Below are 19790 nucleotides of genomic sequence, written 5' to 3'. Positions count from 1 at the left end.
CCAATAAGCCGGAAAGTACCCTCCCGCCTGGCAGGCCGCCTGTTGTAGTTGAGGGCGTCACCAAACGTCCGTTCCCTCGTATCTTGCCTCTATGAATACACCCCAGCAGCTCGCCGAAGTCCTGACCAGCCTCCGCGTCGGCAATCAGTCGTTTCTGATTACCTTCTATGAACAGAACCGGGACCTGTTTGCACGCTGGGCCCGTCGGCAGCACCAACTCTCCGCCCCCAAAGCCCACGAGTTGCTGCGCACAGTGCTGGTAGAGTTCTACGATCAGGTATCGGATGGGCGCCTGACCAAACTGCCCCCCGATCTGCGGGCGTACGTGTATGGTATGGCCGATGAGCAAATGCGGGCTGCCCGCACCACGGCCGTGCTGCCCAAAGCCGAGGCCGGCCGCCGCCAACGCTTGCTGGAGCTGTTCCGGCAGTTGGGGCTCGACTCCCAGAAGATGCTGATGTACTTTTATTTCCGGGGCTACAACTTTGAGAAGATGGCCGGAAAGATGGGCTTTGCCAATGCCAACGTGGCCCGAATGCAGAAATCCATCTGCCTGCGTAAACTCTACGAGTTGCGCCTGCGTACCGAAACGGCCGCCAGCTAGCGGCTATGCCGGCTTCTGCGTAGCTTAGCCACCTCATTGTGTTTCTCCTTCACGCTGCCGCATCAGGTTCCTGAGCCTGCTATGCACCGCCGACTTCTGCACCTGCACTTCAATGACCCCGCCCACCCCCGACCTGCGCCCCTACCTCGATGAGCTGGAACGCTTTGCCGATGGGCAGATGGGAGCCGCTGAACAGGAGGCTTTTGAAACCCGCCTGGAGCAGGACGCCGACCTATACCAGGCCTATCAGCTCTATGAGCAGCTCTCGGCTGACCTGCGCTGGGTGGCGGGCCACGAAACCCTGTGCCAGCGCCTGCTCGCCCTCGACCGGCGCCTCGACCAGCGCCAGGAGGCCCTGGCCCGCATCAAGCGTCGCCAACGCCGGTTACAGCGCCAGTGGGCCATTGTGGGCGGAGTAGCGCTGGTGGCATTGCTGGCCGTGTGGTGGTTTCTGATGCGGCCCGCCAGCTCCAGCCCCGAAATTGCCTGGACCCGCTACTACGTGCCCGATGCCGGCCTGGCCGACGAGGTAATTCAGGAAAGCCAGCGCCCTCTGCTGGCCGAAGCCATGCGCCAATACCGGGACGGCCATTACACGCCCGCTCTCTACACGCTGCGCCGGGTGCCCACCAGCACGTTGGGCCAGGATACGCTCACGTACTATAGCGGTATTTTTTTGCTCAGCCAGGATGAGCCCGAGCAGGTGCGGGCTGCGCAGCCTTTTTTGCGTCGGGTAGCTATGCAGTCAGGCTCCCGGCTGGCGGGGCGGGCCCGCTACCATCTGGGTATGGCCTATTGGCGCAACCAGCAGATTACGGCCGCCCGCAATACTCTTCGGTCCGTAGCCAACGACCCTCGCAATCCTTATCAGGAGGCTGCCCGTCAGCTCCTCCGCTCCGATGCCCTGCCGCAAGAATAATGGGTTGAATTTCACCGCACCCCAATTGGGTAGTCCGGCTCGAGGTTAGGCTGCAGAATCAGTTCCTCGGTATCCAGGTTGAAAGCGGCCAGATGGCGTAGCTCCGGGTTATGGCGGTACACGCAGCCAGCGTCTAGCCCAATAGCACCGGCATGGGCCTTTACTCGTTTCTCAATCTCGGCAGTAGGTGTTGGTACGTGGCCGTGTAGCAGTCGGCGACCTTCCAAGCGGGATGCATCGGCTACAAACTCTTTAATATTGAGCATAGTGTGCCAGTCCTGGCGCATTTCGGCGGCGGGGAGGCGGAAGTTGAAACCGGCGTGTACCAGCACCCACCCCGGTACTTCCAGCTGGTAAGGCAGTTCCTGAATCCAGCGCAGGTAGGGCGTGGGAATATCCTCGGGGCGCTCCACGCCGAAGCTGCTTAGGGTAAGCTGCCGGTCCTGGGCGGAGGCCCAGGTGAGAGTCGCATTGCCCTGGGCGGCGTCGAGCAATTCCTGGTCGTGGTTGCCGCGCAGGCAGATAACCCGGTAACCCTGTTGCGGCAGCTGCATCAGGTAGTCGAGCACGCCGCGGGTATCGGGGCCCTTGTTCACGTAGTCGCCCAGCACATAAAGCTGGTCCTGCGGGCGGAGCTTCAGCTTGTATTCAACCAGGTGCTGGAAAGACTGCAGACAGCCGTGCAAATCGGTGGTGACGTAGCGGGCCATAAAACAGCGGATGAATAGGTTACACAAAAAAAGCACCTGCCTTGGCAGGTGCTTTTTGCTGGTACTGCTCAGCTTAGTTGTAGGCAGGCTTGTCCAGATCGGGCTTTTCGGTGTTGCGGTTGGGGTGCTGCTGGCCCGCATCCTGGGCTTCGTCGGCCAAGCGGTTTTCCTCGGCTTCGCTCCGCGGATTCACGGGTAAATTACCGGTGCCTTTAGGCTGCTCACTCTGAGTGGGGCTGCCGTGGTTTTCCTTGGACTGCTGGTTGGTGTTATTGCTTTTGTAAGGCATGACGGGAAGTGGTTTCGTTTGTTTTCACAGAAAAGAGCGGGAGAGAGGCTGGGCGGCTTAGCCAGCCGAAGCGGGGCTTTCGTTACTGAATAATAGCCGTATCGGAAGCGTTGGGGTCGGTGAGGTCGGCGTTAGTGCCCTGGCGGGCCAGGTCAGCATTGGTGCCGGTTTTGGGCTCCATCTGCCCCATGCCTACGCGGGAGTCAGGATTTTCCATTTCGTCGTGGCCGGAGCGTTCATCATCCAGATCCAGCTCGTCTACCGGGCGGCGGGCCTCTAGGTCCTGGTCGTCATCAGCGGGCAAATCCTGGTTGGGGCGGTCGGGACGGCCTTCGTCGGAAGTGCGCATGTTATCAGCGGGATGCTCAATCTTGTCGGTATCCTCGTTCACCGACACGGCCGAAATGCCGCTGCCGCTGTCAGTGCCATAGCCTTCCTTGCCTTCCCGGTTACCGAAGCCCCCGCGGGCGGCTTCGTTCTTGGGTGGGTCGCCGCCGGGCGTAATGTGGCCGGCCGCCATTTCCTGTTCGGTAGTATCGTCGTTGATGACGCGCACGGGGCGGTCTTTGGGGTCAATAGCCATGGTGAAAGAGGTGTTGAGGTGGGCAGAGCGTACTGAGTTAGTGTACTGCCGTTCCCAGGTTTGGGTTTAGCTTTGGTGATCCTGACTATCGTGTTATTTGCTTTACTGTTGTGTCTGTCAATCAGTTGCCGCCTATTCGTTCCGTAGAAACCCTGCTCCGGCACCTGCACCACGGAGCCGCGCCTAAGTATCTGTATTTCTGGGGTTATACCAGTAAGGGCAGCCTCGGCAAAGAGGTGTTCAGCCAGTGGTATCCGGCCCCGTTTACGACGGATGGTGATACGTACGTCACGGCCGAGCACTACATGATGGCCGAAAAAGCCCGGCTGTTTCAGGATGAGGCCACCCGCCAAGACATCCTGCAGGCTCCTCACCCCGATGTGGCCAAACGATTGGGCCGCCAAGTACAGGGTTTCGATGAGGCCCGGTGGAATGCTGCGCGGTTTGAGATTGTGGTGCGGGGCAACGTGGCCAAGTTCAGCCAGCACCCGGCGCTACGAGAATTTTTGCTGGGTACCGGCAATCGGGTGCTGGTAGAGGCCAGCCCCGTTGACAGCATCTGGGGCATTGGGCTGGCCCAGAATCATCCGCACGCCGCCAACCCCGCCGAGTGGCCCGGCCTGAATTTGCTGGGTTTTGCCCTGATGGAAGCGCGTGACGTCCTCTAAATAAAAGGCGCCCCTCTCGTACTGTAGAACCGAACCATATGTCTCTTGCTCGCTACTGCTTACTTGGTGGGGTGCTATTGCCAAGCGCCTGCCAGCCTGCTACTACTTTCGACCAACAAGTGTGGCTGCAGAATCCGGAAATGACGGACACGAATAATCCGCGCCGTTACATGGCGGAGGATGTAGTGCACCGTCAGCTACGACCCGGCATGACGCAGCAGCAAGTGCTACAGCTACTAGGACCACCCTACCGGGAAGAGCTAACCACCCTGCTGCCAGACTCGGTTTCACTCCCTAAGAGTGCTGCTACCGGCCCCAATTCCCGCATGAATAGCATCGAACGGGTAGCTGCTCAGGAAGCGCAGTTCCTTCGGGCACACGGTCGGTCGGTGCGCGTATTGCTCTATCCGGTCGGCTGGTCTGTCATGGACCCTGCTTTCCTGAGTGTAGCTCTGACACCGGACGGGCTGGTGCTGAAAAGCTGGGTGGCTCAGCACTAGGTCCGCTGTACTACCTTTCGCTCAAATCTTCTCCTCCAGCCGCCTATGTGGACCGAAACCGACAACGCCCTCACCCGCACCTTCCGCTTCCCGGATTTCAAAATGGCCTTCAGCTTCATGAGCGACGTGGCTGAGGAAGCCGAGTACCAGGAGCACCACCCGTGGTGGAGCAACGAGTATAATGTGGTCAGCTTCCGCCTGCGCACCCACGACGCGGGCAATACCGTAACCGCCAAAGACCACCAGCTGGCCGCTGCCATTGACAAGCTGGCCGCTGACTACGGCGGAACTGTGGAGAGTTGAGTGATTAGGTATGAGAGTTGAGTGATGAATGATGGGTTATGAGTTAAACAGTTGGGGAGTATATGGCTTCCGACACAAACTCATCATTCATCACTCAACTCTCATCATTCATCACTCATCTCTCCCTTCAACTACCTTTGCCCGTATGGCTGAACCCCAAGAAAAGACGTTGCTGTACCTGGTGCCCACACCCATCGGCAACCTGGAGGATATAACCCTGCGCGCCATTCGGGTGCTGGGGGAGGTAGATACCGTGCTGGCCGAGGACACCCGCACCAGCGGCCGGCTGCTGCAGCACCTGGAGCTGAAAAAGCCCATGCTCAGCTACCACCTCCACAACGAGCACCAGCAGGTGCAGCGCCTGCTGGAGCGCCTGGAGAAAGGCGAAACCATGGCGTTGGTATCCGATGCCGGTACGCCCGGAATTTCCGACCCCGGCTTCCTGTTGGTGCGGGAGTGCCTGGCCCGGGGCCTCAAAGTGGAATGTCTGCCCGGGGCCACGGCCTTTGTGCCGGCCTTGCTGAAATCGGGGTTTGGGGCGGAACGGTTCACGTTTGAGGGGTTTCTGCCGGTGAAAAAGGGCCGCCAGACGCGCCTGCAGGAGCTGGCCCAGGAGCACCGCACCATGATTTTCTACGAGTCGCCGCACCGCATTGTGAAAACCCTGGAGCAGCTGGCTGAGGTGCTGGGGCCCGAGCGGCCGGCCTCCGTAAGCCGGGAACTAACCAAGCTGTTTGAGGAAACCGTAACCGCTCCTTTGGCCGACCTGGCCCGGAACTTTGCCGCCCGCCCCGCCATCAAAGGCGAAATAGTGCTGGTAGTGCAGGGCCGCAAGGAGGAGCGCCCCGCCAAAGAAGACCGCTACAAGAACGATGACCGTGACGAATAACGCCACCCGCGCCACCACCGCGCCGGCCGCCACCACTCCGGCGTTCTGGCTGCCCACTATGCTGGCGCTGCTGGGCGCATTTCTGCTGTGGCTGGGCTGGCCGGTGCATCCGGCCCCACTGGCAGCGGTACTGCTGGTGGGCTGGGTACCCTACCTCACGCTGGAGCACCTGCTCACCCGGCGCGGCGCGAGCGGCTGGAAAGTGTGGCGCTACAGCTACCTGCTGCTGCTGCTCTGGAACCTGTTTACCACCTATTGGGTAAGCTACAGCACCCTGGGCGGCGGCATTACGGCCGTGGTGGCCAATGCCGCCCTCATGAGCTTGCCCCTCACCGCTTTCCGCCTCACCAAGAAGCACTTCGGCCCCAGGCTGGGCTATGCTTCTTTGCCTGTTTTCTGGATTGCCTTCGAGCAGCTGCACCTGCACTGGTTCCTGACCTGGCCCTGGCTCACGCTGGGCAACGGCTTTGCCCAGGCCAATCAGTGGGTGCAGTGGTACGAGTACACCGGGTTTCTGGGCGGCTCCCTCTGGATGTGGGTGGTGAATCTGCTGGTGTTCTTTGCCTTCCGCGACTACCGCGCCGCCTCCCGGCCGGGAGGCCTACCTTTATCACGGGTGCAGCTACAGCGGCTGGTGCTGCTGCCGTTGCTGGCGGTGTTGCTGCCTATCGGGTTGTCGAAATTCATCGAAAGCCGCTACCAGGAAAAGGGCGAAACGGCCGAGGTGCTGGTGGTACAGCCCAACATCGACCCCTACAACGAGAAATTCGAGGGCGGCTCCCGGTTTGTGTCCTACGATGAGCAGCTGACCCGCCTGCTGACCCTCACCGAGCAGAACCTGACCCCGCAAACCAAGCTGGTGCTCTGGCCCGAAACGTCGCTCGACGAAACCTACTTCGAGGCTACCTTCAACAGCTACCCAAAGGTGCAGCGCCTGCGCGAGTGGCTGAGCCGCCACCCCGGCCTCGACCTCATCACCGGCCTCACCTCCGTGCAGCAGTATGGCCCCGATAAAGCCAAGGCCAGCCCTACCGCCCGCTTCCGCGAGGATTTAGGCTACTATGATGTCTTTAACGCGGCCGTGCACTTGCCGGGGCCGGGGCAGTTCTACCACAAAAGCCGGCTGGTGCCGGGGGTGGAGGGCGTGCCGCCGTGGCTGAGCATGTTCGTCATTGATTTGGGTGGTACGGCCGGTGGCCTGGGCTCCCAGGAGGAGCGCACGGTGTACCAGATGGCCACGCCCGCCCTCAAAGTAGCCCCGGTTATCTGCTACGAATCGGTGTACGGCGACTTCGTGAACCAGTACGCCCAGAACGGGGCCACGCTCATTGGCATCATCACCAACGACGGGTGGTGGTCCGACTCGCCGGGCCACCTGCAGCACCTGCAGTACGCCACGCTCCGCGCTATCGAAACCCGCCGCGACGTGGCCCGCTCGGCCAACACCGGCATTTCGGGCTTCATCAACCAGAAGGGCGAAATCACCCAGCAAACCGGCTGGTGGGTGCCCGCCGTGAGCCGCGCCACTGTTCACCTGAACACCGAGCTGACGTTTTACGTGCAGCACGGCGAGCTGCTCGGCCCTGCCTGCCAGGTGCTGGCAGTGCTGCTGTTGGTGCTGGTTGCGGTGCGAGCCGTATTACAAAGACAACCCAAACAGCCTGAAATGGCTTAGAATGTTCTGCTTCAACTTTGGTCAGCAGGATTTAACACGACTAATTGCATGGATTACAATCAACTCAGCTTTCAGCTGGCGGCCGTAACGCGCCACGCAGGCCAATTTATCCGCCAAGAGGCGGCCACGTTCAACCGCAGCCACATTGAACTGAAAGGCGTGCACGACCTGGTGTCGTATGTGGATAAGGAAACCGAAAAGCTGTTGGTGGCGGGCCTGCGCGAGGTGCTGCCCGAAGCCGGTTTCATCACCGAGGAAGGCACCGAGGGTGCCGACCGGGCCGAGGAATACAACTGGATTATCGACCCGCTGGATGGCACCACCAACTTTGTGCACGGCCTGCCGGTGTACTGCGTGAGCGTGGGCCTGGTGAAGGGCCAGGAGCTGGTAGCCGGCGTGGTGTACGAGGTAGTGCGCGACGAGTGTTTCCGGGCCGCCAAAGGTGCCGGGGCGTTCTGCAACGAGCTGCCCATCCACGTGTCTGACGTGCCCGACCTCAACAACAGCCTTATTGCCACCGGCTTCCCCTACACCAAGTTTGAGCTGATGAACGACTACCTGCAGGTGCTGGGCTCGTTCATGCGCCGCTCCCACGGGGTGCGCCGCGTTGGTTCCGCCGCCGCCGACCTGGCCTACGTGGCCGCTGGCCGCTTCGAGGGCTTCTTCGAGTTCAACCTCAACTCCTACGACGTAGCAGCCGGCATTCTGCTGGTGCGCGAGGCCGGGGGCCGCGTAACGGAGTTCCTGCAGGATGGCGACCCGCTTTCGGGCCGACAGGTGGTAGCCAGCAACGGCTTGGTACACCAGGAAATGCAGAACACCATCCGGGAGTTCTGGCACGAAGCGGAGTAGAGTACACATAGCCACCATTGTTCGTCATTCCGAGCCTGCCGAGGAATCTCGCGTGCTGACGTTGCAGTGGTATTGTCATGCTGAGCTTGTCGAAGCATCTCTACTGCTTCGTTGAGTTGCCTAATTCAATGTCAGCCCGCAAGATTCCTCGGCTTCGCTCGGAATGACAGCCAAATGGATTCGGCCTTACCGGTAAACTTTCCGGCGCGCATCGTAGTTTTGTGAGCATCATGTGGATACAGTATCTCATCATTGCCCTGCTGTTCGTTGGGGCAGCTTGGTACGTGGGGCGCATCTTCTGGCGTTCCTTTTTCTCCAAAGACCAAACGGCCTGCGCTAAAGGCTGCGGGGGCGCCTGCTCCACCATTGATGTTGACCGCCTGCAGCGCACCATTGAGCTGGCTGCCGCCCGTGAAGGAGCCAAAGCCTGACGGCGCAATATTCTTGCCCTCGGATATAACCCGCCCCCGTGCCGGCTACGTATAGCCCGGCACGGGGGCTTTTTCGTGGCCACCCACATTCCCACTGACCCCATCCCTTCCTATTCCCTAAAACACCCCTCGCCATGCAGGACAAAGAAGAAGAACGCACCCTCGTAAACGTAGAGCGCAGACTAAATAAAGAGGGCTTCACGGCTGATTTCCGGGTGACGGATGGCCGTTTGTACCCGATGGGAGATGACCGCTCGAAAGGCTACGGCCCCGAGGACGTGACCATCGTGGACTTCTACCGCTTCGAAGGTGAAAGCAACCCCGATGATATGTCCATCCTGTACGCCGTGGAGGCTGCCGATGGTACGCGCGGGACTATTTCCTCCGCTTTCGGCACCTACGCTGATACTGACGTGGATGATTTCCTGAAAACCGTACAGGATCTGGGTAAAAACCTCGATAAGAAGCACAAGTAATAACTGTACTCGTATGAGTAGAAAAGGCGTTCCGAATTCGTTCGGGACGCCTTTTCTTATTGCCAGAGCCCAAGCAGTTTACTGCACCACGCCAAACCGGCTGCCCTGGGTATCAAGCAGAATAGTGTGCTGCGTGAAGGCCTCGTTGCCCAGCATGCCGCCCATACCCGAAACCTGCATGAGCGCCCGCTGCCAGAAGCTCACATTATCCATGTACGTGACGGAGTGCAGCGGCAGCACCTGAGTACCAATCTGCAAAGCGGCCGTAGTGGCCACGGTGTGGGCGGTTAGCGTTTTGCCCCAGGAGTTCACGCCCGATACGCTGGGCGTAGCGGCTGGGGTGGCCAGCTTCTCCCACTTGGCCTGGCTGGTGAGCAGAGAAAACGCGCTACTGCCCGAGTCGAACAGGTAATTCTGCTGGTCGTTTTGCACGGTGGCCTGCACCAGCACCCGGCGGTTATCGAAGCTGAGTTTGGTGAACTGGGCCCGCCGGGTAAGGCTGTCGGGCAACCGGGAGTACAGGCTGAAGCGCTGCCGGGGAAAGTCGATGCCCAACGCCTGGTTCACCAGCACATCGGCCCCCAGTGAGCCGATGACAAACGGCGCGGTGCTATCCGCGGGCAGCGTGGCAGCACCGTAACGCAGCACTGGCGCTTTGGCTACTGCTACCTGCGCGTTGCCCAACCCGAACCGTACGGCCCGGAGCGTATCGTGCTGGGGCAGCAGGGCGTTTTGGGTGGCGGGGTAGGCGGCGCGTAGGGCAGCCAGCGGCTTAGCGTAGAACACCGTGTACGGAGCACCGGTATCAAACTGCAGGTAGCAGGTGCGGCGGCAGCCCGCCAGCTGCACCGGCACCAGCAGCACCGCGTGGGGCCGCGCCGGCGTAACCGTTGAGTCACTCTGCCAGGCGAAGGTAGTAGTAGCCGGCAGGCCGGCTACGGTAAGCTGATTGGCCGGCGGCGCAAAGGCTTGCCGAGCGTAGAAGTAGCCGCCAATGCCGCTGGCTACCAGCAGCACAATCAGAACGAGGAGAACTTTGAACAGGGTTTTCATAGCAGGGTAAGCACAGGTGGTTGATGTCACCAAAAGTGCGGGTTGTCTGCACTCGGCCCTGCGTCATTCTCCCGTCATTTGCCCGCCATTGTGTGTATGTAGCTGATTTATAATGCGCTGCGAAATTGTGGTTTACAGCCGGGGCAGGTAAATATCCAGGTTGCCCTGACGCAGCTGCATGGCATAGTAGCCAATCATCAGCACGTTGAAGCCGTAGGTAAGCACCACCATGCCTGTATACAACGCAGGAAAAACGGCCCGGTGCGAACCAGCCAGTAACAGCTGCGCCACCAGCACCAGCATAAAGGCAAAGAAGCTACCCACCTGCCACAAAATCTGAAAGCCCAGCACCCGCCGGCCTACCTCCGCCACATGTGCCGTAGTATGCCGGCGCGCCCGCCACAGCCACCACGGCACCAGAATATTCAGGAGCGGCAGCACCAGAAAGCTCAGCGCACTCAGGTTGAGCAACTGCAGAAAATCGGGGTCGGAGCGGAGGGCGGCTGGGGCCGGGGGCGCGGGTGGAGTAGGGGCAACCGGTTCCGGCTCCGACTCCGGTCGGAAGGCTTCCAATGGTACATCGAGGGCGGCGGCCAAGGCCTGCAGAGTGTAGCCGCGCGGCTCAGTTTCGCCCTGCTCTACCCGCTGAATGGTGCGCAAACTCACCCCCGATTGCTCCGCCAGCATCTCCTGCGAAAGGCCCTTGCTTTTGCGGATAGTAGTGATGCGGGCCGTGGAGAACATAGGGTAGTGGATAACAGGGGGCTAGATACCTGCCAAGATAAGTGCTCTGCCGCACATCCGGCCCCGGCCCGCCAGTTCACAAATTCACCTATTCAACCCTAGCCCCACACCTTGGTGCCCTCGGTGCAGTTGCGGCACATCTCAATCTGGTCGCGCCCTTTGAGCAGGGCGCTGCGGAAGTTACGGTATTTGGTGCCGTGCCAGAGCTGGCGGAAGGTTTGGGTTTGCAGGTCGCCGAGGCGGTACTCCGCGTCCTTATCAAAGCAGCAGGGTACTACCAAGCCGTCCCAGGTAATCACGCAGGAGTGCCACATCTTCCAGCAGTGGTTGAGCAGGCGGTTTTTGATGCTCCAGGTACCGTCCGGGTTGTTCTCGTAGCGCGAGTAGTAGTCGATGGTGGGGATGAGGGGGCTGCCGTTGTGGTAGTCGTAAATCTGGGCGGTTTTAAACCACACGTCATCCACGCCCAGCTCCTGGGCCAGCTGCTTGGCTTCCTCAATCTGGTGCTCGTTGGGGCGCACCACCAGAAACTGAAACACCACCCGGGGCGTCTGGCTTTTCAGCTCCCGCCGCCACTTAATCAGGTTTTTGGTGCCTTCCAGCACCTTGTCCAGCTTGCCGCCCACCCGGTACTGCTGGTACACATCCTGGGTGGTGCCATCCAGGGAAATAATCAGCCGGTCGAGTCCCGACTCCACGGTGCGGCGGGCATTGTTATCGTTGAGGTAGTGGGCGTTGGTGCTGGTGGCCGTGTAAATGCCCTTGCGGCTGGCGTACTGCACCAAATCCAAAAAGTTGGGGTGCAGGTACGGTTCGCCCTGAAAGTAGAAAATCAGGTACCAAAGCCGGGAGGCTACCTCGTCGATGGTCTTTTTAAACAGCGCATCGGGCAGCATGCCGGTGGGCCGCGTGAAGCTTCGCAGGCCGCTGGGGCACTCGGGGCAGCGCAGGTTGCAGCTGGTGGTGGGCTCGAAGCTCAGGGCCACCGGCAGGCCCCAGTGGCGGGCCTTGCCTGTGAGCTTGCTTAGGGCATAGCCGCCCACCACCTGCGCCCCGTTCCAGAGGCGGCCGGGCGTAGCTTTCGACAGGAAGTTGAGCGCGTCAGTGAGGAGGGAGGCCATGCGGAAGGCGAAGGTACGGCACCAGTAACAAGCAGCGGCGGAAATCCTCTTGCTAGGGTTTCTCTGGCTACCCCAAAAAATAGTTTGCCGCCGCCGTGTGGAATCCGAAACAGTACGGCATCTACCCTATAGAACCCGGCCGGTTCCCATCCTTACACCGCTATTCTTTCTGCTGATGAAAACCCTTCTGTATTGCACGCTGGCGGCCGCTTGGCTGGCAGCCCCGGCCGCCCGGGCCCAACAAGCCAACGCCCTCTACCAGGTAGCAGACCCAGCCCAGAAAAAAAACACTGTCATGGGCCGCGTGAGCGAGAGAAGCACTGGCAAAGGCATACCCGGTGTCACGGTATTGGTAAAGGGTACCAGCGTGGGCGTAAGTACCGACCATGATGGTGCGTACACTCTCACGCTGCCGGCCGGAGCTACCACGCTTATTTTCAGCTCGGTTGGCTACGTTGCGAAAGAAGTAAAACTCAATGGCCAAACGGTCATCAACGTAACCCTGGCCGCCGACCAGAAAACGTTGAACGAAGTAATAGTAACAGGCGCCCCCGGCCGCATCCGTGGCAACCGGAGCTATGAGAAGCGTCGGGCCGCAAAAGATGTCCTTTCGGGGCGCGTAGCCGGCGTGGCCGTTAGTCCCGGTTACCTATATCCGCAGCCCACGCCTAGCTCCAGCGAAACCTATGCCCACGTGCAGGAAAATGGCTTCCAAAAAGTGGCCAAGGAGCCGCTGAGCACCTTCAGTATTGACGTGGACGCGGCCAGCTACAGCAACGTGCGCCGCTTCCTGCAGCAGGGCCAGCTGCCGCCCGCTGATGCCGTGCGGGTAGAGGAAATGCTCAACTACTTCCAGTACGATTACCCCCAGCCCGCCGCCACGGTCCCCGAGCCCTTCCGCATCATCACCGAGCAGGCCCAGTGCCCCTGGAACCCCGAGCACCAACTGGTGCAGGTAGCCCTGCAGGCCCGCCAGGTAGTCACCGAGAAGCTGCCGCCCGCCAACCTAGTGTTCCTCGTGGATGTGTCGGGCTCGATGCAGGGTGAGGACCGGCTGGGACTGGTGCAGCAAAGCCTGCGCCTGCTCACCAAGCAGCTGCGGCCCCAGGACCGGGTGGCGCTGGTGGTGTACGCCGGGGCCGCCGGCACGGTACTGCCCCCCACGGCCGGCACCGAGCGGGCCACTATTCTGCAGGCCATTGACAACCTGGCGGCGGGCGGCTCCACGGCCGGGGGCGCGGGCCTGCGCCTGGCCTACCAGGTGGCCCGGCAGCACTTCAATAAGGACGGCAACAACCGCGTGCTACTCTGCACCGATGGCGACTTCAACGTGGGCGAGCAGAGCGACGACGCTATGGAGCACCTCATTGAGCAGGAGCGGGAAAGCGGCGTGTTCCTGACGGTGCTGGGCGTGGGCCAGGGCAACTACCAGGACAAAAAGATGGAGCTGCTGGCCGACAAGGGCAACGGCAACTACGCCTACCTCGACAACCTCGACGAGGCCCGGCGGGTGTTGGTGCAGCAGTTCGGCGGCACCCTGTTCACCCTGGCCAAGGATGTGAAACTGCAGGTGGAGTTCAACCCCAGCCGGGTGCGCGAATACCGCTTGGTGGGCTACGAAAACCGCCTGCTGGCCGCCGAGGACTTCAACAATGACCGCAAAGACGCCGGCGAGCTGGGCTCCGGCCACACCGTTACGGCCCTCTACGAGGTAGTACCCGTAGGTGCCCCCGGTGCAGTGGACCCGCTCAAGTACCAAACCACCCAACCTGCTACGCCGGTACCAACCTCAGCCGAGCTGCTCACCGTGAAGCTGCGCTACAAAGAACCCCAGGGCCTGACGAGCCGCAAGCTGGAAATACCGCTCACCGGCACCGCTCGGCCCATACAGGAGGCCAGCGAGAACCTGCGCTTTGCGGCGGCGGTGGCCCAGTTTGGCATGCTGCTCCGCCAGAGCGACTACCGGGGCACGGCTACCTATGAAGCCACCACCCGCCTGGCCGACGGGGCCCGCCGCTTTGACCCCGACGGCTACCGCGCCGAGCTGGTGCGGCTGGTGAAGCTGGCCGAAGGCTTGCGCCCCGAGGCGTATGGCGCCCGGTAAAAAGCTTTGTAAAAAAATAACTAACAGATTTTCAAGAATATGCAACTATGAGCTGCCTGCCGGAGCTCTTGATTCTGCCCGGTCGCCACACTAGCCAAAGGTTCCGGGCGTTTCGGCTCTGATTTTACTTTCACCGGAGGCGGCCCACCTTCACTCACAAGGCGGCAGGCGCAGGAGGTTGCAGACTCCGGCGCTGGCCCACGCCGCCGGGCCGCCTTCGGTTTTATTATTCTGATCTGGGTGTCATATCCTCCCACCTCTGCATCCTATGTGTAGCAAAAACGGCCCCGCTGGTTAGCAGCGGGGCCGTTTATCGTTATTCAAGAAGGCCGGGTGCTTAGAATGAGTAGTTTACCGAGGCCTTAATCACGCGGTTGTAGGCGTTGAAGTTGTTGTTCTTGTCCAGAGACGACAGGCCATAGTCATAGCCGGCGCTCAGGCCCAGGCCATTCTGGAACTGGTAGCCCAGGCCGCCCACTACCCCGAAATCAACCTGGCGGAACTGGTTTTTGATGTCGAAGTTGGTGTTGATGGCGTTGAAGCCCAGCGCCCCGGCCTGCACCCGAGCCTTACCTGACAGCAGCACCGACGCCTGCGGACCCGCGTAGATGTAGAAACCATCCGTCAGGTACGCCTTAGCCAGCAGCGGAATATCCAGGTAAGCCAGGCGGCCGGTGGCCGTTACTTTAGCATTCAGGAAATCAAACTGCTCCAGCGGAATGCGGCCCGTGAGAATGGTACCCTTCTCAGAGTAGCCGATGCCGGGCTCGATGGCAAAGCGTGGGCCCAGCGGCAGCGTAGCGTAGAGGCCAGCGTAGAAGCCGGGCTTCATCTGCTTGGTAACCGCCCCGTTGGTGTACTCGGCCAGGTCCATCACGCTGTTCACGGCATCCCCCGAAAAGTCGGAGACGTTGACGCCGGCCCGCACTCCAAATTTCACCCCATCTGTGGCCGTGGAGGACGAGTAGGAAGGAGCCGGGCGCACCGCGCGGGCCTGAGCCGGGCCGGTGTATTTGGGCACGCGGTGGGTAACCACCTGCGCTTCTGCAGCCGACGTGAAAACCGAAAACAATAGAGTAGCAGCGGCCAGGCGGCCGAAAAGTCGCTTCGTATTCATGGCAGGAAAGGTGTTGGAAGGAGAAACCGGCCGCCGCGTGTGCGCAGGGTGGGCAGCCAGTTGACGGGTAGTGTTTCAAAACCGTGCCAACTTTTTCATCAGCCACCGCTTGTAAGGCCTGGAAACGCAGTTTGCCGCCCGCGAAACACGAGCGGCAAACTGAGTAACACTTGATTGTATTTTCACATAGTTACTTCACAGACAATAAATTGCAATAGATTTACCACGGCTTAATAGCTCCGTTCAGTAGGTGCATGACGCCGTTGGAAGCTTGGTGGTCAATCTGCAAAAACGGTGTTTGCTGGTCCTCTACCCCGGAGTAGAACAGAGTGCACACCTGAAAGCTATAGCGCGAAGGGTTGCTGGCATTCGGCCAAGTGTAGCTGCCGGTGAACTTGAGTATATCAGAAGACAGAGTAGTGGGAGATTTCTCCATTCCCAGGAAGACATTGGACGTCAGGTGCTGGGAAACAATGTGCAAGCGCAGGGTCTTAAGTAGGTCTTTATCGGGTACGGCGCTCAGGCTGGTCCAGGCAGGGTTTTGCTGCTGCCACCGATCCAGCAGGCCGGTATCGGAGGGCAGCAGTACGGTGTAGTCGGTTTGCGGAGAGGTTAGCTCGGCGAGCAGAGCCGCCGCGGCCGGGCGCTGCAGGGCCTGCCAGAACAGGGCGTGCTGGCCACCGGTCTGCCGGGCCTGCTCCTGAATAAGCGCGGCCAGCGACTGGGTGCCGGGCAGCAAAACGCGCCGTAACGGGTGCACTGTGCATTCGGCCAGCGGGACGCCGACGGCGGATGTAACCCCACTCAGCAGGCCGTTGATGCTGATAACTTCAAAGTGACGTACTACCTGCAACTCGCGGCGGGCGGTGCTGGGGGCAGCCAGCAGCGTGGTAAACTGGGCCCGGCCAACGGAGGGAAATATAGAAAGGCTGCTGAGCTGCTGCCCGGGAAGCAGGTGGTATTGCAATACCTCGCGCAGCAGCTGCAGCTTACCGGCGTCCGTGAGGGCATTGATGCGGTCGGCCGTGGAGAAGTCGTCGTACGGGGTGCTCAGTTGGGCAAAGGCATCATCAGTAGGAGCCAGTACGGTAAAGGATTCACCGGGCTTCAGTTCCGGCAGTAGCCCGGTTTTGCGCAGGCCGGCGTAGAAAGTGCTGTACTGCGGGTCGTTGGCCAGGTACTTTTCCAATTGCGTTACCGGCACCTCGGGCGCGGCATCGTGCTGGCAGCTCATCAGGCCTAACAGGCCAGTCAGAAATAGGAGAAGGAGGCGAAGCGTTTTCATAGTAGGGAAGAAGTAGGAGCGGAGGTAAGGCCCCGAGGTATTGATTAAGGAATGGTCAGGCTGGTGCTGATGCTTGCCGAAGCCGAGCGGAACTGTAGTTGATACTGGCCGGCGGGCCACTGCCGGGCATCGAGGGTGAGGGTAGTGGTAGCAGCCGCCACCACCTGAGCCGGCTGCATGGGTTGGCCGTGGGCATCCAGTACGCTTACCTGCAAAGCCTCACGCCGGGCGGGCAGCCGTACCAGATAATAGCCTTTATGCTTCGCATCCGGCATCACTACGAAGCCAGCCCGGGCCGCCGCGGAAGTGCCCGTTTGCGCGAGTGATGCCGTTTCGGACCCGGCAACATGCTGCCATTGTTGCGTGTAGCGCAGCAGCGGCAGGCCAGTGCATAGCAGGAGAAACAGGATTTTCATAGCGCAGAAAGGCAAGCGGTGGCGGCGGAGGAACCGATACAAAGGTGATCCACGCGGGGCCTTCATGACTTCACCAGAAAGCGGTAATCTGGCCTACCGGAAAACCAGTATTTTTCTGCGGGGCACCCAATTTTCTGAAAAACCCGAGCATGTTTGCAGCCGCTATGGTGTTGCTATCAGCTGGTTTTCGAAGTGCGCGGACACTAGGAGTGTGGGTGCTGCTGCTGCTGCCTCAGTCGGCCCATGCCCAACGTGCCATCGACAGCCTGCAGCGTGCCCTGCGCACCATCCCCGCCGATACCGAGCAGGTGAAAACGGCCCTGCGGCTCTCGGCCGCGCTGGCGGCCACCGACACCGCCCAAGCCCGACAAGCAGCCGCCCAGGCCCTGCGCCAGAGTCAGCGCCTGGGCTACGCGTATGGACAGGCGCATAGCTGGCTGCAGCTTAGTGCACTGCATCTTATTGGGCACCGCTACAACCTGGCCCGGCAGGCCGCGGAGCGTGCCCGGCAAGCGGCCGAGCCGCTGCTGCGCCGCAAACCCGGCAGCGGGCGGCTACGGCGGCTGCTGGCCAGCATTGCCAACAACCTCGGCAGCGCCGCCGACCAGCAGGGGCAGCTGGCTGCGGCTACGCGCTACTATCTGCAGGCGGCGGGTTATCTGGAAAATACTTCCGAAACGGCCGTGCTGCTGACGGTGTACACCAACTTGGGCCGCACCTTTCAGTTGCTGCGCCAGCCTGAGCAGGCTACCCGCTACTGGCGGCGGGCGGTAGTAACCGGCGGCCCCAGCCCCCGGCCCGAGCTGCTGCCCGCCTACCTGCAGCTGGCCGCCTGGCACCTCCAGCAGCAGCAGCCCGACAGTGCATACACCCTCCTGCAGCTGGCCCGCCCGCTTCACCCCGAAGCCAGCTTGTACGCGGGCGAGTACTACGGCACGCTGGGGCAGTATTACCTGTTCCGGCAGCAGCCCGAGCGGGCATACCCGGCGCTGCAACGGGCGGCTACCTACGCCGCCCGCAAAGGTGACCCTGCTTACCAAGCCCGCTTGCTCTTCAACCTGGGGCAGCTGGAAGCCCAGTTGGGCAACACCGGCCGGGCCGTGGAGCTGCTGCGCAACAGTCTGCAGCTGCTTCATCCTTTGCATGATACCGACCAGGAGGCCGCCGTGCTGACGGCGCTGGGCCGCCTAGCTGAAAGCACCGGACAATACCAAACGGCCCTGCGCTACTACCGCCGTAGCCAGCACCTGCGCGACTCCCTGGCGGCGGCCACGGTGCGCCAGCAGGTCAATCAGCTGGAAACCCTGTACCGCACCCGGCAGCAGGCCCAACAGCTGCAACAGCTCCGGCAGCAGCAAGCTGCCCAACAGCTGGCCTTGCGGCAGCAACGGCGCCTGAATACATTATATCTGCTGTTGGCCGGAGTGCTGGGGGTGGCCGTGCTGCTGGCGCTGGGGCTGCTGCGGCACCGGCGGCGGCTGGCCCGGCAGCAGCAGGAGCTGCAGCAGCAGCGGATTAGGCAGCTGGAGCAGGAGCAGGAATTACGCGCTGCCCAATCGGTGTTGCAGGGCCAGGAAGAGGAGCGCCGCCGCGTGGCCCGCGACCTGCACGACGGCCTGGGCGGCATGCTTTCCACCGTGAAGCTGTACCTGGGCACCCTGCGCACCCGCCACCCGCTGCCGGAGCCCGCCACTGAGTTGCTGGGGCAGTCGGTAGAGCACCTGGATAGCTCCATTAGTGAGCTGCGGCGCGTGGCCCGCAACCTGATGCCCGAGGCTCTGCTGGCGCTGGGGCTGGCCCAGGCCGTGCAGGATTTCTGCGATGCCCTGCGCCGCACCGGCCAGCTGCAGGTGGAGCTGCACCTGCACGGCCTCACTGAGCGGCTGCCCCCCGCCCTCGAAACGGGCGTGTACCGCATTGCGCAGGAGCTGCTGAACAACGTGGTGAAGCACGCCCAGGCCCGGCACGTGCTGGTGCAGCTCATGCGCCACGATGCCCTGCTGCACGTGGTAATAGAGGATGATGGCCGGGGCTTCGACCCAACGCTGGCCAGCACGGGCGTGGGCCTGCGCAGCCTGCAGGCCCGGGCCGAACAGCTGGGCGGGCAGCTTACCTTTGAATCTGAAACCGACCAGGGCACTACGGCTACCCTTACCCTGCCGGTACCCACCACCGGGGCCGCGCCGCTTTCTGCCTGATATCTTTCCGACTACTTTCCTGTATGGCTGCTATTCGTGTATTGCTCGTTGATGACCACCGGATGGTGCTGGCAGGCCTGCGGCTTCTGCTGCAGCCTCTGCCCCACATTCAGGTGGTGGGCACCTGCGCCAGTGCCGCCGAAGCCCTGGCCGCCGTAGCCGCCGAGGTGCCCGATGTAGTGCTGCTGGACCTGAACCTGCCCGACCAGCCCGGCAGCGCCGTGTGCCGCCAGCTTGCCAGCACCTACCCAAGCGTAAAGGTGCTGGTGCTCACCACGCTCAACGAGAAAAGCATGGTGCAGCGGCTGATGCAGGACGGAGCCGCCGGCTACGTCCTCAAAAATGCCTCCCCCGAGGAGCTGGCCGAAGCCATCAGCCGGGTGCACGCGGGCCGCAAGTACTTCAGCGACGAAGTGCAGGAGCTACTGTTGCAACCCTCGCCGCCCGCGCCCACACTACCACCGCTCACCCGCCGCGAAAAGGAAATTCTGCCCCTCATTGCCCAGGGTCTCACCAGCCAAGCCATTGCCGAACAGCTGTTCCTGAGCGCCCTCACCGTAGAAACGCACCGCCGCAACATCCTCGCAAAATTCGAGGTGAACAACACCGCCGCCCTCATCCGGCTGGCTGTGGAGCATGGGTTGTTGTAGAGCTACCGCTTTATTAGACCGTCATTCCGAGCCCAGCCGAGGAATCTCGCGTGCTGATGTTGTGATGATAGCCTAACGAAGCGGTAGAGATGCTTCGACAAGCTCAGCAGGACGGATGGTGTAGCAACGTCAGCACGCGAGATTCCTCGGACCCTGGCTTGATGCGCCACATGCTCGGAATGATGGTCTGTTGAACAACTTAT

General features: G+C 61.4%; 21 protein-coding genes and 1 pseudogene. 13 read left to right on the top strand and 9 right to left on the bottom strand.

Annotation, left to right across the window (positions count from 1 at the left end):
- The first annotated feature begins 91 nt into the window (after positions 1–91).
- Entirely contained in the window at positions 92–604 is a 513-nt protein-coding gene (locus ACN19L_RS12035) for a hypothetical protein (protein WP_426489749.1), read from the top strand.
- 112 nt (positions 605–716) lie between these two features.
- Positions 717–1523 carry a hypothetical protein gene (locus ACN19L_RS12030; RefSeq protein WP_426489748.1) on the top strand — a complete coding sequence of 269 codons (807 nt, stop codon included), beginning with the start codon at positions 717–719 and terminating at the stop codon, positions 1521–1523.
- Between the two features lie 11 nt (positions 1524–1534).
- Here the strand turns inward: ACN19L_RS12030 and ACN19L_RS12025 are convergent, their stop codons facing one another.
- The 3 genes from ACN19L_RS12025 to ACN19L_RS12015 form a co-directional block, all read right to left on the bottom strand.
- On the bottom strand, positions 1535–2233 hold the full coding sequence (locus ACN19L_RS12025; RefSeq protein ID WP_426489747.1) for a metallophosphoesterase family protein: 699 nt from the start codon (positions 2231–2233) through the stop codon (positions 1535–1537).
- Between the two features lie 73 nt (positions 2234–2306).
- Positions 2307–2522 (bottom strand): hypothetical protein, encoded by a 216-nt coding sequence (locus ACN19L_RS12020; RefSeq protein WP_426489746.1) that lies wholly within the window; start codon positions 2520–2522, stop codon positions 2307–2309.
- A gap of 82 nt (positions 2523–2604) precedes the next feature.
- A complete protein-coding gene (locus ACN19L_RS12015; RefSeq protein ID WP_426489745.1) occupies positions 2605–3105 on the bottom strand; it encodes a hypothetical protein in 501 nt (166 codons plus the stop codon).
- Between the two features lie 110 nt (positions 3106–3215).
- Here ACN19L_RS12015 and ACN19L_RS12010 point away from each other — a divergent pair, with 110 nt between their 5' ends.
- The 8 genes and pseudogenes from ACN19L_RS12010 to ACN19L_RS11975 all read left to right on the top strand — a co-directional run bounded on the left by ACN19L_RS12010 (position 3216) and on the right by ACN19L_RS11975 (position 8899).
- Positions 3216–3773: an NADAR family protein gene (locus ACN19L_RS12010; protein WP_426489744.1), complete on the top strand. Its 558-nt coding sequence runs from the start codon at positions 3216–3218 to the stop codon at positions 3771–3773.
- 38 nt (positions 3774–3811) lie between these two features.
- Positions 3812–4273, top strand: coding sequence for an outer membrane protein assembly factor BamE domain-containing protein (gene bamE / locus ACN19L_RS12005; RefSeq protein WP_426489743.1), 462 nt, complete (start codon positions 3812–3814; stop codon positions 4271–4273).
- A gap of 39 nt (positions 4274–4312) precedes the next feature.
- Positions 4313–4576, top strand: a pseudogene (locus tag ACN19L_RS12000) (4a-hydroxytetrahydrobiopterin dehydratase); the annotation flags it as partial.
- Positions 4577–4721: 145 nt separating this feature from the next.
- Positions 4722–5465 carry a 16S rRNA (cytidine(1402)-2'-O)-methyltransferase gene (gene rsmI / locus ACN19L_RS11995; RefSeq protein ID WP_426489742.1) on the top strand — a complete coding sequence of 248 codons (744 nt, stop codon included), beginning with the start codon at positions 4722–4724 and terminating at the stop codon, positions 5463–5465.
- A complete protein-coding gene (gene lnt / locus ACN19L_RS11990; protein WP_426489741.1) occupies positions 5449–7140 on the top strand; it encodes an apolipoprotein N-acyltransferase in 1692 nt (563 codons plus the stop codon). The genes rsmI and lnt overlap by 17 nt, the downstream gene beginning before the upstream one ends.
- Positions 7141–7188: 48 nt before the next feature.
- Positions 7189–7992, top strand: coding sequence for an inositol monophosphatase family protein (locus ACN19L_RS11985; protein WP_426489740.1), 804 nt, complete (start codon positions 7189–7191; stop codon positions 7990–7992).
- Positions 7993–8222: 230 nt separating this feature from the next.
- Entirely contained in the window at positions 8223–8423 is a 201-nt protein-coding gene (locus ACN19L_RS11980; protein WP_226271398.1) for a FeoB-associated Cys-rich membrane protein, read from the top strand.
- 134 nt (positions 8424–8557) lie between these two features.
- Positions 8558–8899: a hypothetical protein gene (locus ACN19L_RS11975; RefSeq protein ID WP_426489739.1), complete on the top strand. Its 342-nt coding sequence runs from the start codon at positions 8558–8560 to the stop codon at positions 8897–8899.
- A 78-nt stretch (positions 8900–8977) separates the two neighbouring features.
- Here ACN19L_RS11975 and ACN19L_RS11970 read toward each other — a convergent pair whose 3' ends face one another.
- The 3 genes from ACN19L_RS11970 to ACN19L_RS11960 all read right to left on the bottom strand — a co-directional run bounded on the left by ACN19L_RS11970 (position 8978) and on the right by ACN19L_RS11960 (position 11817).
- Positions 8978–9952, bottom strand: a complete 975-nt coding sequence (locus ACN19L_RS11970) for a hypothetical protein (RefSeq protein WP_426489738.1) — start codon at positions 9950–9952, stop codon at positions 8978–8980.
- A 132-nt stretch (positions 9953–10084) separates the two neighbouring features.
- Positions 10085–10696: a helix-turn-helix domain-containing protein gene (locus tag ACN19L_RS11965; protein WP_426489737.1), complete on the bottom strand. Its 612-nt coding sequence runs from the start codon at positions 10694–10696 to the stop codon at positions 10085–10087.
- Positions 10697–10794: 98 nt separating this feature from the next.
- Positions 10795–11817, bottom strand: a complete 1023-nt coding sequence (locus tag ACN19L_RS11960; protein ID WP_426489736.1) for an SPASM domain-containing protein — start codon at positions 11815–11817, stop codon at positions 10795–10797.
- Positions 11818–11992: 175 nt separating this feature from the next.
- Between ACN19L_RS11960 and ACN19L_RS11955 the strand changes: the two genes are divergently transcribed.
- Positions 11993–13921 (top strand): YfbK domain-containing protein, encoded by a 1929-nt coding sequence (locus tag ACN19L_RS11955; protein WP_426489735.1) that lies wholly within the window; start codon positions 11993–11995, stop codon positions 13919–13921.
- 337 nt (positions 13922–14258) lie between these two features.
- On the opposite strand, the gene ACN19L_RS11950 is transcribed toward ACN19L_RS11955, so the two are convergent.
- The 3 genes from ACN19L_RS11950 to ACN19L_RS11940 form a co-directional block, all read right to left on the bottom strand.
- Complete coding sequence (locus ACN19L_RS11950) at positions 14259–15038, bottom strand: porin family protein (protein ID WP_426489734.1); 780 nt, start codon at positions 15036–15038, stop codon at positions 14259–14261.
- Positions 15039–15258: 220 nt separating this feature from the next.
- Positions 15259–16323, bottom strand: a complete 1065-nt coding sequence (locus ACN19L_RS11945) for a fasciclin domain-containing protein (protein WP_426489733.1) — start codon at positions 16321–16323, stop codon at positions 15259–15261.
- Between the two features lie 44 nt (positions 16324–16367).
- Entirely contained in the window at positions 16368–16739 is a 372-nt protein-coding gene (locus ACN19L_RS11940) for a hypothetical protein (RefSeq protein WP_426489732.1), read from the bottom strand.
- A gap of 149 nt (positions 16740–16888) precedes the next feature.
- Here ACN19L_RS11940 and ACN19L_RS11935 point away from each other — a divergent pair, with 149 nt between their 5' ends.
- Both ACN19L_RS11935 and ACN19L_RS11930 read left to right on the top strand, forming a co-directional pair.
- Positions 16889–18937, top strand: a complete 2049-nt coding sequence (locus ACN19L_RS11935) for a tetratricopeptide repeat-containing sensor histidine kinase (protein ID WP_426489731.1) — start codon at positions 16889–16891, stop codon at positions 18935–18937.
- Positions 18938–18960: 23 nt separating this feature from the next.
- Positions 18961–19587: a response regulator gene (locus tag ACN19L_RS11930; RefSeq protein ID WP_426489730.1), complete on the top strand. Its 627-nt coding sequence runs from the start codon at positions 18961–18963 to the stop codon at positions 19585–19587.
- The last annotated feature ends 203 nt before the right edge of the window (positions 19588–19790 follow it).

The sequence above is a fragment of the Hymenobacter sp. 102 genome (assembly GCF_049949205.1).
In the GTDB taxonomy this organism is placed as follows: Bacteria; Bacteroidota; Bacteroidia; order Cytophagales; family Hymenobacteraceae; genus Hymenobacter.
The sequence above is the reverse complement of the archived record's forward strand: the minus strand, read 5'-3'. Positions and strand labels throughout refer to the sequence as shown.